The sequence below is a fragment of the Streptomyces sp. NPDC008092 genome (assembly GCF_042957285.1).
Lineage (GTDB): Bacteria > Actinomycetota > Actinomycetes > Streptomycetales > Streptomycetaceae > Streptomyces.
This window is the reverse complement of record NZ_JBIBHY010000004.1, coordinates 51,754-66,256: the sequence shown is the minus strand read 5'-3', so window position 1 is coordinate 66,256 and position 14,503 is coordinate 51,754. Positions and strand designations below refer to the sequence as shown.

At 66.4% G+C, this 14,503-nt stretch carries 14 protein-coding genes and 1 pseudogene; 13 read left to right on the top strand and 2 right to left on the bottom strand.

Features of this window, described 5'->3' with window-relative positions; genetic code table 11:
• Positions 1 to 48 precede the first annotated feature (48 nt).
• The 10 genes from ACFZB3_RS13360 to ACFZB3_RS13315 all read left to right on the top strand — a co-directional run bounded on the left by ACFZB3_RS13360 (position 49) and on the right by ACFZB3_RS13315 (position 10,644).
• Positions 49 to 366: a hypothetical protein gene (locus ACFZB3_RS13360; protein WP_391374251.1), complete on the top strand. Its 318-nt coding sequence runs from the start codon at positions 49 to 51 to the stop codon at positions 364 to 366.
• A 10-nt stretch (positions 367 to 376) separates the two neighbouring features.
• Positions 377 to 1,294, top strand: coding sequence for a class I SAM-dependent methyltransferase (locus tag ACFZB3_RS13355; protein ID WP_391374248.1), 918 nt, complete (start codon positions 377 to 379; stop codon positions 1,292 to 1,294).
• 507 nt (positions 1,295 to 1,801) lie between these two features.
• Complete coding sequence (locus tag ACFZB3_RS13350; protein WP_391374245.1) at positions 1,802 to 2,113, top strand: hypothetical protein; 312 nt, start codon at positions 1,802 to 1,804, stop codon at positions 2,111 to 2,113.
• A 49-nt stretch (positions 2,114 to 2,162) separates the two neighbouring features.
• Positions 2,163 to 2,825, top strand: coding sequence for a ParB N-terminal domain-containing protein (locus tag ACFZB3_RS13345; protein WP_220648937.1), 663 nt, complete (start codon positions 2,163 to 2,165; stop codon positions 2,823 to 2,825).
• Positions 2,822 to 4,267 carry a ParB N-terminal domain-containing protein gene (locus ACFZB3_RS13340; RefSeq protein WP_391374241.1) on the top strand — a complete coding sequence of 482 codons (1,446 nt, stop codon included), beginning with the start codon at positions 2,822 to 2,824 and terminating at the stop codon, positions 4,265 to 4,267. Before ACFZB3_RS13345 ends, ACFZB3_RS13340 begins: the two co-directional genes overlap by 4 nt.
• An 86-nt stretch (positions 4,268 to 4,353) precedes the next feature.
• On the top strand, positions 4,354 to 4,800 hold the full coding sequence (locus ACFZB3_RS13335) for a hypothetical protein (RefSeq protein WP_391374239.1): 447 nt from the start codon (positions 4,354 to 4,356) through the stop codon (positions 4,798 to 4,800).
• Between the two features lie 616 nt (positions 4,801 to 5,416).
• A complete protein-coding gene (locus ACFZB3_RS13330) occupies positions 5,417 to 5,953 on the top strand; it encodes a hypothetical protein (RefSeq protein WP_391374236.1) in 537 nt (178 codons plus the stop codon).
• On the top strand, positions 5,950 to 7,488 hold the full coding sequence (locus ACFZB3_RS13325; protein WP_391374233.1) for a terminase large subunit domain-containing protein: 1,539 nt from the start codon (positions 5,950 to 5,952) through the stop codon (positions 7,486 to 7,488). Before ACFZB3_RS13330 ends, ACFZB3_RS13325 begins: the two co-directional genes overlap by 4 nt.
• 116 nt (positions 7,489 to 7,604) lie before the next feature.
• Complete coding sequence (locus tag ACFZB3_RS13320) at positions 7,605 to 8,756, top strand: TIGR02391 family protein (RefSeq protein WP_391374229.1); 1,152 nt, start codon at positions 7,605 to 7,607, stop codon at positions 8,754 to 8,756.
• Positions 8,757 to 8,796: 40 nt separating this feature from the next.
• On the top strand, positions 8,797 to 10,644 hold the full coding sequence (locus ACFZB3_RS13315) for a hypothetical protein (protein WP_391374226.1): 1,848 nt from the start codon (positions 8,797 to 8,799) through the stop codon (positions 10,642 to 10,644).
• 17 nt (positions 10,645 to 10,661) lie between these two features.
• Here the strand turns inward: ACFZB3_RS13315 and ACFZB3_RS13310 are convergent, their stop codons facing one another.
• Positions 10,662 to 11,657 carry a DUF4365 domain-containing protein gene (locus tag ACFZB3_RS13310; protein WP_391374224.1) on the bottom strand — a complete coding sequence of 332 codons (996 nt, stop codon included), beginning with the start codon at positions 11,655 to 11,657 and terminating at the stop codon, positions 10,662 to 10,664.
• A 155-nt stretch (positions 11,658 to 11,812) separates the two neighbouring features.
• Between ACFZB3_RS13310 and ACFZB3_RS13305 the strand changes: the two genes are divergently transcribed.
• The 3 genes from ACFZB3_RS13305 (at position 11,813) to ACFZB3_RS13295 (ending at position 14,155) form a co-directional block, all read left to right on the top strand.
• Positions 11,813 to 12,499 carry a hypothetical protein gene (locus ACFZB3_RS13305; RefSeq protein WP_391374221.1) on the top strand — a complete coding sequence of 229 codons (687 nt, stop codon included), beginning with the start codon at positions 11,813 to 11,815 and terminating at the stop codon, positions 12,497 to 12,499.
• 186 nt (positions 12,500 to 12,685) lie between these two features.
• Positions 12,686 to 13,099: a head decoration protein gene (locus ACFZB3_RS13300; RefSeq protein ID WP_391374219.1), complete on the top strand. Its 414-nt coding sequence runs from the start codon at positions 12,686 to 12,688 to the stop codon at positions 13,097 to 13,099.
• Between the two features lie 12 nt (positions 13,100 to 13,111).
• Entirely contained in the window at positions 13,112 to 14,155 is a 1,044-nt protein-coding gene (locus tag ACFZB3_RS13295) for a major capsid protein (RefSeq protein ID WP_391374216.1), read from the top strand.
• Between the two features lie 155 nt (positions 14,156 to 14,310).
• Here the strand turns inward: ACFZB3_RS13295 and ACFZB3_RS13290 are convergent.
• Positions 14,311 to 14,503 (bottom strand): annotated as a pseudogene (locus ACFZB3_RS13290) (hypothetical protein); the annotation flags it as partial.

The following is a 14,503-nucleotide window of genomic DNA, read 5'->3' as shown; positions in this document are numbered from 1 at the left end:
CGGGGCGGCCCCTGGGGGCCGCCCCCTTCTCTATGGAGCAACACAGTGATGAACGACATCCAGGCCATGCGGAACATCAACCACAACTTGTTCGACGTGCCGGCCTCGGCCAACGCCCTTGAGGAGTACGACTCCGACGTGGCCGAACTCGTCCGTGAGGCTGCGGCGCACCTGTTCACGGCGCGCCGTGACAACGACGGGGCCGCCCTGAATGAGGCATACAACCTCACTCTGATTGCCGCCTCCGACCTCATGACGGGCGCCGGTGGTTCGGTGTACGTGCGGACCCACATCATGGTCACGACCCGCCTGGTCGAGCTCGAAGCGGCGCTGCTCGCCGCCGAGGCCAAGACTGCCGGTGAGTGAGGAACCGACCGTGAAGATAGATGCCGACGTTCTCAAGGTCATCCGCTCCGCTACGGTCGACGGCCTGACGCTCCGTCTCAACGGCACGCTGGACCGCAAACTGTACGACCGGGTCAACCTGGCCCTTCAAGCGGTCGGCGGCACCTGGAACCGCTACCAGCGCGCCCACATCTTCCCCTTCGCTGCTGCCGACGCCATCGCGGGACTGCTCGCCACCGGCGAGGTGATCACCGACATCGACCGTGGGTACTTCCCCACGCCGGAGCCCCTTGTCGAACAGCTCCTGGACCTGGCCGAACTCGAAGCCGGTTGTGAGGTGTTGGAGCCGTCGGCCGGACGCGGTGCCATTGCTGAGGCCGCAGCCGCCCGCGGTGCCGTTGTCGACTGCATCGAACTCGACACCGCTCGTGCCGAGCACATCCGCGCCGGCGGCTACGCCCGCGAGGTCACGGCTGCCGACTTCTTCAGCGTGAAGGTGCAGCGCCGCTACCACCGGGTCATCATGAACCCGCCGTTCGCTGACCGGCAGGACATCCGGCATGTTCAGCGGGCGTTGCGTTTCGTGCAGCCGGGCGGCCTGGTCGTGGCGGTCATGTACGGCAGCCTCCCGTACCGGAGTGACCGTAAGGCCAAGGACTTCCGGGCGCGGGTTCGGGAGGCGCGAGGGACGATCACGGAGCTGCCCGACGACGCGTTTCCGGTCGGCGTGTCCACGGTGGTGGCTGTCATCCCGGTTCGAGAGCCCGCGCCGCCCTCTCGGTTCAACCCCCAGGCGCCCAGGCCCGAGGACTTCACCGCGAGGCCCGCGGCGGCCCAGCAGGGGCTGTTCTTCACGGACGCGCCGACAGCCCACGGCACAGCACCCCTCGATGGGTTCGAGTACGGGGCTGCACCATGGCTAGAGATAGATCCCAACATTGATGCGTGATACGTTCTACCTCGTTGGTGGGGGCGGCCTCAACCGAGGAACCGGCTCACCAGCGTGCCGTGGCATGCGGCACTCCCCTTCGGTGCCTGGCGGGTGGCCAATCCCCCGCGCCCTACCCGCCAGGCACCGGCCCCGCGCCTGAGCGGAGCCACCGGAGCGCCACCAAGATCCACGATCACGACCGGACCCGTCCCCGCCTCACGCCGGGGGCGGGTCCCCGTGCACTCAGGAGAGCCATGAACGCAGAGGACTTCGCCGGGCACCCAGAAGATCGCGAGCTGTACGAACGTCTCCTCGTCGAGCGGGACGGGACCCCGACCAGGGCCCTCGCGGAACGGGACCCCGGCCTCGAAGTACCGACAGACCCCGATCCAGGCGCGGCCCAGCACCTCACGGCACTCGATGCAGCCACAACTACCGGACGACGAAAGCGACTTGAAGCATGACCGCCAAACAGACACCGCCCGAAGAGTCGGAGCGCCGGACACCTCCCGTGCCCGGTGCGGTGTGGTGCCGATCCTGCGACTCCTGGTGCCTGCCGACCGGCATCTGCGGCTGCAACAACCGGTGATGTACACCCTTCTGCGCTTTGTCGCCGACGCGATGACCATCCTGCTCATAGCGGTTATCGCCGTTGTCGCCTGGGTCGTTGTACAACTCGGCGGCGGCGGTGTCCTTCTTGCCACCCTCCTGGCCTTCCCCGCCGTCGGGCTGGTAGCCGCCGCCATCCACCGCGTTCAGCGATGGGCGGGCGGCGCGGCTGAGGCGCCAACTGAACCCTCGCCCCAGCGACCGCGGCGGCCCAGCGTGATCGTCTAGTCTGAACTAGATGTAGGGCGCGGGGAACGGCCTACACAAGGGACGCCCTGTGACCCCGACGCCCGCCAACATCCCCGAACTGCTCCTGCCGCTCGCCGTCCCCACCGAGGACCTCGTTCCGTACTACCGGAACCCCCGCAACGGTGACCTCCCCTCGATCGCCGAATCGCTGACCGTCAACGGCCAGTACCGCGCGATCGTCGTCAACAAGGGCACCCACACGGGTCGCCACAACGAGATCCTGGCGGGCAACCACACGTACGCGGCTGCCCAGCAACTCGGCTGGGACCAGATTGCTGTCACCTGGGTCGACGTCGACGACGACGCGGCGGCCCGCATCGTCATCGTCGACAACCGGACCAACGACCTCGCCGGATACGACAGCGTGCTCCTGGCCGAGATCCTCTCCGACATCCCGGACCTGGCCGGCACCGGCTACGACCGCGAGAGCGTAGACCGGCTCCTCGACGACACCTCCCTGCCCGAGACGCTGGAACTCACCTCCGACGGCGCGGGCACCGGCGCGGCAGCCACCGTCGACTACCTCCAGTGGGGCTACCTCCAGTGGGAGTCCAAGCGGGTCCGGATCACCTCCGAAGAGGTCGAAGCCCTCAACGCCATCTACACGAAGTTCGTGGACGACACCAACAGCGACCTCGGCTTCGGCTGGCATGTCTTGCAGCAGGCCCACGAGGAGGGCGAGGCGGCATGAGCAGCGCCCCCACCACGACGTTCTACGAGGCGTACCCGCTCGACCGACTTCGCCCCGCCGACTACAACCCGCGCCGCCTGAGCGAGGAGGCGTTCGTCCGGCTTCAGGCGTCACTGCGCCGCCACGGGGTCGTGAAGCCCGTCATCCTCAACGCCGACGGCACACTGGTCGCAGGCCACCAGAGAACCAAGGGCCTCCAGGCCATCGGCCTGACGCACACGCCCGCGGTCATGCTGGGCACGAAGGTCAGGTTGCAGGACGAGATCCAGTTCAACCTGCTGCACAACCGAGTCGAGACGGAGGCCAGCGTCGTCTACGCCGAGCCCGGCGTCATCGGCGCATGGTCGTGGATTCCATGGCAGTCCATCCGGGTCGCGGAACGAAGGAACCTCTCCTTCATCAACGCCATCGGACACATGACCACCGGCCACGGCCCGTGGGGAAGCGTCGTCATCGACGACCAGGGCCGCATCGTCCTCAACGCCGAATACGCCGTCGTCGCCTCCATCAACCGCTTCGACCTCCTCGCCTGGACCGTCACATCCGCCGACGCCGCCCAACTCCACGCCGACCTCACGGGCGAGTACGGCGTCTACGACTGGACGGCCATCGAGAGCAAGGCCCCGGTGTGGAACCAGCACATCGTGCAGCCCAAGAGGCTCCGTAAGTTCTCCTCCAAGGCCAAGGCCGGAAAGCTCGCCTACGGTTCCGAAACCTGGGACCAGTTGGTCACGCCCTGGCTCAAGCCCACCCACCGGGTCGTGGACTTCGGCGCCGGGTACGGCGACTACGCCAAGCACCTGCGCGCCAAGGGCTTCAACATCCACGACTACGAGCCCTACCGCTGCCGGGACGGCTCGTACGCCGTCGACATCCGCGCCGTCGTCGGCATGATCCGCGACATCGACAAGGACATCCAGACCAACGGCCTGTACGACGTGGTGGTCCTCGACTCCGTCATCAACGCCACCACCACCCTCGACTACCAGCACTGGGTGATGACCACCGTCAACGCCCTCTGCTCGGCGGACGGGGTTGTGTGCCTCGGAACGCGGAACCTCGCCCGCGAACTCCGGGACGAGCAGGCCAAGCGGGTCACCTCCCAGACCGCCACGACCAAGATGAGCTTCCTCGACGAGGACAACGTCGAGATGAACTTCGTCAAGGGGAAGTGGCAGAAGCTGCGTTTCCATACGCCCGCGACCCTGGAGCCGCTGCTGTCCCGCTACTTCGAGGACGTGCAGGTCACCGACCTCAGCGGCTCCAATATCAAGGCCACGTGCCGCCGCCCCATCGCGCTCCCGAAGGAGGAGTACGAGAGGGCATTCGAAGAGGAATTCAACATGCCTTACCCGAATGGCTTCCGGCATGACAGGCATCTGGAATTGGTGGGAAATTTGATAAAATTGGTAGTAGAGAGAAATACATCTCTCGCCAATTGAAACGGGTAAATGGGGAGCGGATGTCACAGCGAATAAGGATGCGAATTGAATCACGAACTCGGTACCACATCATGTGGCTGGCGGGAGTGCGGCACGTAGCCCTCGACCAGCACTGCCTGCGCAGCTTCGGGCAGCCCGACCGCCCTCGGCTGGATGTCCGCCGCCGGCACCAGACAATCGAACTCCCCGAGAGCAACCCGCCCCTGGCCTGGTATCTGTGCGCGCTGCCGAACCCATGGAAGTGGAGCGACAACGCGCACCTCGCCTTCGAGGGCGCACCCGGAGAGCAGTGGGAAGGGTCCGCCCTGGTGCCGGGCCTGTATGTGCATCTGGAGAACGCTCGCCCCATCATCGGATGGGGCGAGCACAACATCCCCGTAGATGAGCCGCGCCGGAAGGCGGTGCGTTTCCGGACCTGCCGCAACTATCAGTTCGCCTGGTGGCTGCGCACTGAGCGCAACGCGCCCGACGCGCCACCCGAGTACGTGCCGCCCAAGCGGCCCAGTGAGGGCGAGCAGATGTCACTGATGTGATGCTGGTGGGGCCGGGCGAACGTCGTCTGGCCCCACCGCCGTCTCCTGGAGCCGCCTGGCCTCATCTGCCGCCCTGGTCGTTTCCTCGCCGCGCACGGTACGAACCAGTGCCCGCCATGAGTCGACGAGAGGCGGTAGCTGGTCGAGGAGCCCTTTGGTCACGAAGATGACGACGGAGAGCACTCCGGCCCAGGCGAAGACCCACAGGATGACGGTCGAGTCCACCGTTCGGTCCCTTTCTGTACAGGGCCGAACTGAACGCGGGCACGCATACTCAGCTCGGCCACAACTCGTGGCTGAACTGAGTTCCGTACCAGCGATAGAAACTCAGGACGTTCAGACTCTTCTGGCTTCTCTTGGCGTCGCGAAAGTGGTCGCTCGTCCGTGCACCGTGACGAGTCAGGCAGGCCGCTGGATCCGCCCGGACTTCTCGGAGCACCCGGGAGTGCACGCCCTTCAACTGTGGGGGCGCTTCCCGGACTTCCAGCCGACAGAGTAGTAGGCCGCAGGGTCGCTGTCTGGGGATCAGGCGAAGAGGCGGAGCACTGGCTCCCGCCGACGGTGCGATCATGGACTCGGGCGCGGGGGCGCACCCGAGCTGTGAAGGACCCCCGCCGTGGGACGCCCCGACAAAGCCGCGCGTGCGGCCATCGCGCGCCGCCGCTCGGATGCCATCGATCTACGCCTCGCCGGCGTGGACTGGTTGACGATCGCCCGCAAGCTCGCTGCCGACCCGACCGTCAACTCTGACGGGATCGCCTACCCGCAGGGCTACGGAGTCGAGCGGTACCGCAAGAACCAGGACCCGCCCACCAACGAGGCCCTGATTCACGCCGCTTGCCGGGATGTCCGTACCGCTCTCGCCGACCGCCGCGCCGAACTCAGCGACGAAGTGGACGAGTTGCGCGCGCTGGAGGCTGACCGACTCGACCGGCTGTTCTTCGTCGCCTACAAGAAGGCCGTTCGGGACCAGGACCTCGCCGCCATCGACCGCACCCTGCGGATCATGGAGCGTCGCGCACGGCTGCTCGGCCTCGACATGCCCGTCCGCACGGAACTGTCGGGCCCGGACGGTGGACCGGTCCAGGTCGAGAACGTGACCGTCGACGAACTCGACGCCCTGATCGCGCTCACCGATCCGGACGGCGAATGACCCCGCGGGACCACGAAGGCGTCATAGCCCACTACAAGACCCTTCCACCGGCGCAGCGGCGTGCCATCGCACGGGCCGCATCGCCCACGTTGCGCGCCGAGTTGGGGCGCGCCGAACGCCAACTCGCCATGGACCGTTCGCCAGGTGCACTCGCCGCCGTCCTCACCGGCGGACGTGAGATGCAGGCCCCGCACCTGGATCTCATCGACCAGGCGTTCATCGACATGGCCGCCGGCCGATGCGACCGCGTGATGTTGACCATGCCCCCGCGGCACGGCAAGAGCCGACGTGCCTCCCGATGGGCACCCCTCTGGTACCTGCGGCGCAACCCCGGCCACCGCATGATGATCGCCAGCTACTCCGCCGACCTGGCCGACGACCACGGCCGGTGGATCAGGGACGCCATCAACACCTGGGGCGACGACCTCGGTATCCAGCTCAAGGCAGGCAGCCAGGCCGCCAACCGCTTCGACATCGTCGGTGGCGAAGGCGGCCTCCTCGCGGCCGGCATCGGCGGCGGCCTCACCGGACGCGGCGCGCACATCGCCATCGTCGACGACCCGGTCAAGGATATGGCCGACGCCGACAGCACCACCATGCGCAAGCGCGCCTGGGACTGGTGGACTTCGGTACTGCAGACCCGACTCGAACCGGTCGGCGCCATCTGCCTCATCCAGACCCGGTGGCACGAAGACGACCTCGCCGGGCGCATCCTCGCCACCGAGCGGGACGCCTGGCGGGTGATCGACTTGCCTGCCATTGCCGACAGTCCCGACGACCCGCTCGGCCGGGCTCCGGGCGAGGCGCTCTGGCCCGAACGCTTCGACGTCACCCACCACGCCAAGACCCGCAAACGAGTCGGTGAACGCGTGTGGGCCGCCCTCTACTTGCAGAAGCCCCGGCCGACGGAGGGGGGTGTCTGGAGGCGGGAGTGGGTCGAGACTGCCCGTATCAACGCCGTCCAGTTCTCCGGCCTCGATATGGCGCGCATCGTCGTCGCCGTCGACCCCGCCGGCGGAGAGTCCACGGTCGGCGACGAGACGGGCGTCATCGGCGTCGGCCGCGACTTCGACCGACAGTTATACGTCCTGGCCGACCGATCCGGATCGATGGGCGCCAACGACTGGGGCCTGGCCGCATGCCGTCTCGCTCTCGAACTAAAGGCCGACGCGATCGTGGTCGAGAAGAACTACGGCGGAGACATGGCGCGGCAGATCGTCACCCAGGCATGGGAGCAGCTGCGCCGCGAGGGTGTCACCAGGGGCCTCCTGATGCCCATGATCCTGGAGGTCACCGCGAAGGTCGGCAAACGCCTGCGGGCCGCCCCCGTGGCCCAGCTGTACGAACAGCAGCTCGTACACCACGTCGGGGAGTACCCCGACTTGGAGGGCCAGATGGTCACCTGGGTCGAGGGGATGGACAGTCCTGACCGTATGGACGCCGCCGTCCATGGGCTGACTGAGCTGGCTGACCCCGACCAGCTCGACACCCTGCCGACCGACGCTGACGATGATCGCTTCGACGGCCGCCGTTGAACCCGCGCCTGGAAGAAACGGCCCCATGAGGAAACTGCCCAAACGCAGTCGCAGAACAACCGGGCAGTCCGATAACCTTTCTGACCTGTACGGTTACAGAGTGTGCGGGGTTGTCCATGAATATGCATCTGCGTGCCATTGCGCCCAAGGGGATGCCGCATCCCTCGGGCGACGAGGGGTACAAGCTCCTCAATTCCGTCTGGCGCTACTTTGCACAGACGGGCAAGTGGCCCACCTTCGAGCAGATCGACAGGATCCTCTATCGAGACGAGGTTCAGTTCGAAGGCGCGATGGCGCAGCTTCCCAAGGGGCTGCTGATGGGAGTCGATCCCGATCTGAAGCACCGACCGCCTTCGTCTGATCAGACGATCTACCTCTCTCTCGCAGGTGCGGTGCACTGTGACGACAGCGCGGCCGAGATCAAAGCCTTCGTTGGTCTCGTTCGCCTCGGAGCCGTTATTGAGCGGGAATGGGAACCTGACGCCGATGACTCGTCTGCCCCCAGCCACCCGTTCATCGATCCCGAGGTGCTCCGTTCGCACCCGAACTTCGACCCAAGTGTCTTCCCGCCGGCGGAAGTTCTCTATCGTGCTGCCCAACTGACCCAGTTCGAACCCTTCAGATCGGGCATTGGGTACCGGCCTGAGGACTTGTACTGGCGCGTTTCCTTCGACCGCCGTATTCGCCCCTTCGCGGCGGTGACCAGCTTGGGTGAATACTGGAAGGTGAGGACGAGCGTCCTTGCTCCCGAGCTGCCTACGCAGCACGCTTCCGTCATTCTGGAACAGTCTCTAGCCGCAGAGCTGGTGGGAACTGCTTCGGGAATGCTGGGAGCTTTGCATCCCGATGTGGAAAAGCACGCCGGAGCCCTGTTTCGCGCGGGTTTTGTAAAGCAAGCGGTCTTCGAGATGTGTAAGGCCATCGAGCATCGCGTTCAGCAACTCACTGATCCGAGTGAGAGTGGACAGACCTTGATGGCAAAAGCATTGAAGGGTTCTCCTGCACTGTTGGACGTCACGTTGGCGGAGGACGAGTTCACGCAGGCGAGTGAGCAGGAGGGCTTCAGGTTCCTCTTCATGGGCATGATGGGTGCGCTGCGAAACCCGGGAGGCCATGGTCAGTCCCCGAACTACAGCGAAGAGGAGGCCTACGAAGCTTTGGCCTTCCTCAGTTTCCTGTCACGGCGACTGGACGTAGCTGAGCACAAGAGGAGTGCCGCGGTGGCTACAGCAGCTCTTCCGGAGCAGCCGGGCGCGAACGCTCCGTAAACTGGGGATACGGCGCGGGGCCGACTGCCGGAGGGGCACTGTGGGCCTGCGCGAGCTGATCACCGACGTCTGGAGCTGGCTGGACTACAAGCCAGCCATGGCCGACCCGCGCCGACCGGGCCGTAACGCCTGGGCAGAACTGACCCGCTCCTGGGTGCCGGACGAGGACCTCCGACGGTTGGCCGCCTACCGGCTCCTGGCAGCGTACGACTCCAACCAGGCCGGCCAGCTCGCCGCCGTGACGGGCGACGACGAGGCGGGCATCGAGCGGAGGGAACTCGGCGACGCCTCCAAGCTGGTCGACACCGCGCTCGGCTACCTCCTCGGGTCCCAGCAGGTCATCAGCATCGCGGGCGCGGAGCACACTGACGACGAGCCGACCGCCGGTGCGGCTGCTGCGCTGGCCGCGCAGGACAAGCTGAGGACGTGGGCGGAGAAGGAGATGCTGCCGCTGCGCCTTCAGCAGGCCGAGCGAACCGCGATCCTGCTGGGCGACGCCGTGTACACCCTGGCGTGGGACCCGGGCAAGGGCCGGGTCCTGCTGCGGACTTGGGACCCGGGCCTCTACTTCCCGGAGTGGCCGGAGGACGGCGAACAGGACGGTGCCGAGTTCCCGTTGCGTGTCCACCTCGCGTGGGAGCTGCCCGAGGACAGGCGGCGTGGGCTCCAGGCCAGGCTTCGGCGGGTCACCTACGAACTCGGCCCGATTGGTCCGGCCAGTCGGCGCGGCGCAGCGAAGGACGGCAGCCCGGCGCGCGAGTACCTGTACACCGACGGCGGCGACCCGATCCTGGTGAGCGGCGACGTGCGGAACGCCGACACGGACGTCATCACCCGCACGTACCCTTGGGCACCCAACCGGTCCTCCCCATGGACGTGCTTCCTCACCGACGCGGAATGGGACCTGGACGACCTCACGTACGCCGACCTGCTGTACGACCTGCCGATGCACAAGGCCCGGTACCGAGTCCGCTCGGACGGCGAAGTCCTCGACCGGCTCGACCTGATGGCCGACTTCATACCCGTCGTCCACATCACCAACAGCATCCCCACCAGCGGAGAGCACTGGGGGAAGCCGACCGTAGCCACCGTCCTCCAGGCCCTCGATGAACTGTCCGCGACCGACACCGACGGCTCCGGCGCATCTGCCACCACAGGCTCTCCGATCATCGGCCTGGCCGGGGCCCGGCTACCCATCGACCGCGCCACCGGGCAGCCGCTGCCGGTGAAGGTCCGGGCCGGGACGGTGTGGCAGCTCAACGACAACGGGCGCATGGACGTCCTCGACACGTCGGCTCAACTCGCCGAACTCCGCGCTCGCGTCGATCACATCCTCGACCGGATCGCAGCGAACAGCCGCCTCACCGCCGCCGGCCTCGGCACCCTCGATCCGACCGCCTTGCCCTCCGGGTACGCGCTACAGCTCGCACTCGGCCCGCTCGACTCGCTTGTCGCCGCCATGCGCCTGGCCCGAACCCACAAGTACGTCGTCCTGCTGCGCATGGTGCAGCGACTTCACCAGGCAGGACAGGCCGAGGGCTGGCCCACGGGGGAGTCGCTGCCCGCGCGTCTGATGTGGGGCCCGCACACCCCGACCGACCGTGCCGCCGTTCTCGACGAGGTGGTCAAGGGCGTCGGCGCCGGGGTCCTGTCCGTCGAGACCGGCGTGCGGATGCTGATCGACGCCGGATATCCCATCGACGACGCCCAAGAGGAGATCGAGCGCATCCAGTCGAGAGCCTTTGAGGCTGCTGCCCGCCTCGCGGATGCAACCGGAGACAACGCCGCGGTGCGTGAATACCTCGGCCTTCCAAAAGCTGGACCGGAGCTGCCGAGGATCTCGTCGAATAGCTTTGTCCCCGAATCCTCGGAGGTGAAAGATATTTGAAAGGGGCTTGGCGCCCCTTAATTGCCTTGTGTGTGTCGAAGTTTCATTCGGTCGCGAGCGAAATGAATGAAGGCGATAAACAAGAGTCCCATTCCGATTACGGGCGTGAGGCTTCCGGCTATGATCCAGGTCGTGCCCCACCAGCCGTGATCCCCATCGGGATCCACGAACGGAATCCAAAGAAAATTGCTGGCGATGACTGAAAGCCATCTCCATGTCTCTTTGGGGAAGCGCCCGGCTCGGAATTCAAAGTACATGGTTAGTGCCATGAAAAACATAAAGGCGTAGAGATTGAGTACCCATAGGGCCGGACTTGCGGCCGCAGATCCCTCGGCGAAGCGGATTTGGCGAGGCCACTCCCACGTCATAATCGTGATCAAGATCAGTAGTGGGAGAGCGCGGCGCACGTCTTTTGCGATGACGTCAAGGCGCTCCTCGTGGCGGAGGGTGAAGCTGGCCAAGCCTTCGAACAGGGGGTTGGGTGCTGTCAGGGGGTCCAGTCCCTGCCTGGCGCGAACCGCTTCGGTTAGTGCATCTTCTTGAGTCGCCGCGCGAATCTGCATCCTAGTGTCCCCGACGTAGGTTGCGACATCCGTGTGGAACTGATGAACTGTTTCTTCTGACAGTAGTGACGTATTCGGTATTTGCACCCAGCCGGGGTGTTGGTCAGTAGCCCTGAGCTTTTCGGTCAGATTGACCCAGAAGAGCTCCCTTTTCTTCATGTCATAGACGACTCCGATGATCGGGATTCGACTCTGGCGCCAATCATCGAAGTGATCTTCGATAGGGATCGCGTACCCGTTTGCGCGCTTGTATGTCTTGCCGCTCTTTACCTGGATGGCGATCCAGCAGCCTGTCCGCTTCCCGCCGCGCGTGAAGTTCACGATCATGTCCTCGCCGTGATCGTTACCTCCGTCGATCTCCTGAACGATGTGGTCATTTTCCTCAAGGAGTGCGCGAAGAGCGTTGACGCCTGCCCTCTCAATGCGGCGGCTAGAGCGCACAGTTGACACCGGTCCCCCTTCGGTCGACGACCGTCAGAATACGGGATGGCACTGACAGTGATCTTGCCTCGGCGGGATACGTGAAGGCTGAGCTGGACAGATGCTCGCGCTCGCTACACTGATCAATGGCGCGGGGGCGCTGGAGACCTGTGGATGGTTCACGCATGACGCGCCCTTCGCTCCCCAACCCGCTCGAACCGGTCGGGTACCGCCGTGATGGGCGGCCGATCTATCCGATCCTCGGCGCCTCGCCGGAGGACGACTCCAACAAGCCCGGTGACGAGGGCAGCCCCCAGAGCGGGGGCGTCACCCAGGACGACCTGTCGCGGCTGCTGGCCCGAGAGAAGACCCAGGGCGGCCGGGCTGCTGTGAAGAAGCTGCTAGGCGACCTCGGCTTCGACACTTCCGAGGCACTGACCGAGTTCATCACCACGAAGCGTGACGCCGACCAGGCTGCGATGACCGAGGTCGAGCGCCGCGAGCAGGCCGCCGAAGAGAAGCTGAAGGCAGCCGAGGCACGCGAGGCGCAGGCCCTCACCAGGGAGCGCGCCGCCATCCGGCGCGCCGCTCTCGGGGGACTCGGCGCGGCCGGAGACGACCTTGACGACGCAGTGCTCCTGATCGACCGTGCCCTCCACGACCAGCCCGACGCCGACGAGACGGCTGTCGCCGCTGCCGCTGAACAACTCAAGGAGCGACGACCCGAGTTGTTCGGACCCGCCCGGGAGACCGTGCCGCCCGCTCCGGGCGGATCTCCCGCCGGCGGACCGCCGAGGCACGGAGGCATTCCACCCCGGCGCGGAGCGGCGGGGCTCGAAATGGCTCGGCGGCGAGGGCTTATCAGCGACTGACCACGTCAACGAGACATGGCTGTGGGACCACGCCCTTCCAACCGTGGACGCCCTTCCGGAACCCGGTCGGGCTGATCAGGGACCACGCCCTGGCGCGGCTCGACCGTCGGCACTTCGTGGACACCGCCCCTCGCAGTTAGCGCCGGGTGCGGGAGAAATCCGATCCGCACCCACGAGGGAGACATCGTGAGCGACTACCAGGTCCTCACCACTGCCACGACGGTCACCGACGACCGGACATGGCTCGCTTCACTGGACGGCGTCCATGAAGCCCAGACGATCACCGTCGACACCAGCAAGCTGACGGCAGGGACCCACTACACGCCGGGCACGCAGAACCAGCCCCGCCACATCATCAAGTCCGGCATCCCACTGGGGAAGATCAGCGCGTCCGGCTTGTACGCGCCCTACAACTCCGCAGCCAGTGACGGCACTCAAGTCCTCGCCGGATTCCTCGTTGCCGAGACCGCCTTCACCCCCGGCTCGACGAAGTCCGCGGGCGCACTGCTGTGGCGGGGCGAGGTGCAGGCGTCCAAGCTGCCCGTCACCTTCGCGCCTCCCGCCGCCGCGAACACGACCGCATTCATCCACTACCGGTAAGGAGGCATCCCCATGGCACTTGAGAAGCTTCTTGAAGCGATCGTCCCCGAAGACATCCAGGCGTTCATCCGAGCGATCACCACGCCGGAGGACTACCTCCTCACCCGCGAGGTCTTCGCCGAACGCAACATCGACAACGTCAAGTTCCGTACCAAGAGCAGCAAGCGACGCGTCAACGCGGCGAAGTTCCGCGCGTGGGAAGCCGCGCCGACCCTCGCCAGGCGGCGTGCCGAGCAGGTCATCAACGAAGGAATGCTGCCCTGGGTCGGCCAGGAACTGCCCTTCTCTGAACTCCAGATCATCCTGGCCGCCGTCGACCGCGGCCAGGACACCAGCGAGTTCCTCGACCTGCTCTACGACGACCTCGAACAGCACGTGGAGGCCACGAAGGCTGCCATGGAGATCGCCGCCGGACAGATGCTGTCCGCCGGTGTGGTGTCCCTGCCCGGGGTCGCCCTCGACGTCGACTGGAAGGTGCCGGCCGCCAACCGGCCGACGGTCGCGGTGCCGTGGTCCCAGTCGGATGCGGCTACCCCGATCACCGACGAGCTGGCGTGGATTCAGTACCTGAAGAGCATCGGCGCGCCGCGCCCCGAGAGGGTCATCAGCTCGGAGAAGGCGCTGTCGCTGCTCGGGTCTACGGCGGAGTACCGGGCCGCGTTCCACAACTCGCCGTCCACCGAGCAGATCCCGAGCGGGATGCTCGCTCCGGAGGAGGTCAACCGGGTCCGCGCCAAGTACAACCTGCCGCCCGTGACCACTTACGACGTGCAGGCGTACGACAGCGGCGACAACCTGGTGCGCACGACTCCGGAGTCGCTGTGGGCGATGATCCCTCCGCGCCGCGAGCAGTGGGGCGAGACCCAGTACGGTCTGACGGCTGAGGCGATCGAGCTGCGCGGCAAGGGTGTGATCACTGTCGAGGAGGCCCCCGGCATCGTGATCACCACCCACGTGCAGACACGTACCCCCGTCCAGCTGTCCACGATCTCTGCCGCTGCTGCGATGCCCGTGTTGTACGTGCCGGACATCCACATCGCCGCGACGATCTTCTAACGGGAGCTGGTCATGGCGAAGTTGGCGCGCACGGTATTCCTGCGAGACCCCGAGCAAGGCCCGATCCGGCTGGAAGCGGAGGAGGAGGTTCCCGAGAGGCTCGTTCCACTTATCCCGAATCCGGCCGCGTGGTCGGGGGAGGCTCCCGCTCCGGATCAGGCCACCTCGAATCCGGTCGGAGCGGACGGCGATGCGGGAGAGATACAGACCGTGGCGGACGCGGCCGCGGGACCGGATCCTGCCTCGGAGCCGGAGCCGGAGCCGGAGCCGGAGCCGGAGCCGGAGCCGGAGCCGGAGCCGGAGCCGGAGCCGGAGCCGGAGCCGGAGCCGGAGCCGGAGCCGGAGCCG

Bases quoted from the DNA above. Each gene is read 5' to 3' on its own strand.
- ACFZB3_RS13360 (WP_391374251.1), top strand. From the start codon at position 49: ATGAACGACATCCAGGCCATGCGGAACATCAACCACAACTTGTTCGAC.
- ACFZB3_RS13340 (WP_391374241.1), top strand. From the start codon at position 2,822: ATGAGCAGCGCCCCCACCACGACGTTCTACGAGGCGTACCCGCTCGAC.
- ACFZB3_RS13325 (WP_391374233.1), top strand. From the start codon at position 5,950: ATGACCCCGCGGGACCACGAAGGCGTCATAGCCCACTACAAGACCCTT.
- ACFZB3_RS13320 (WP_391374229.1), top strand. From the start codon at position 7,605: ATGAATATGCATCTGCGTGCCATTGCGCCCAAGGGGATGCCGCATCCC.
- ACFZB3_RS13305 (WP_391374221.1), top strand. From the start codon at position 11,813: ATGACGCGCCCTTCGCTCCCCAACCCGCTCGAACCGGTCGGGTACCGC.
- ACFZB3_RS13295 (WP_391374216.1), top strand. From the start codon at position 13,112: ATGGCACTTGAGAAGCTTCTTGAAGCGATCGTCCCCGAAGACATCCAG.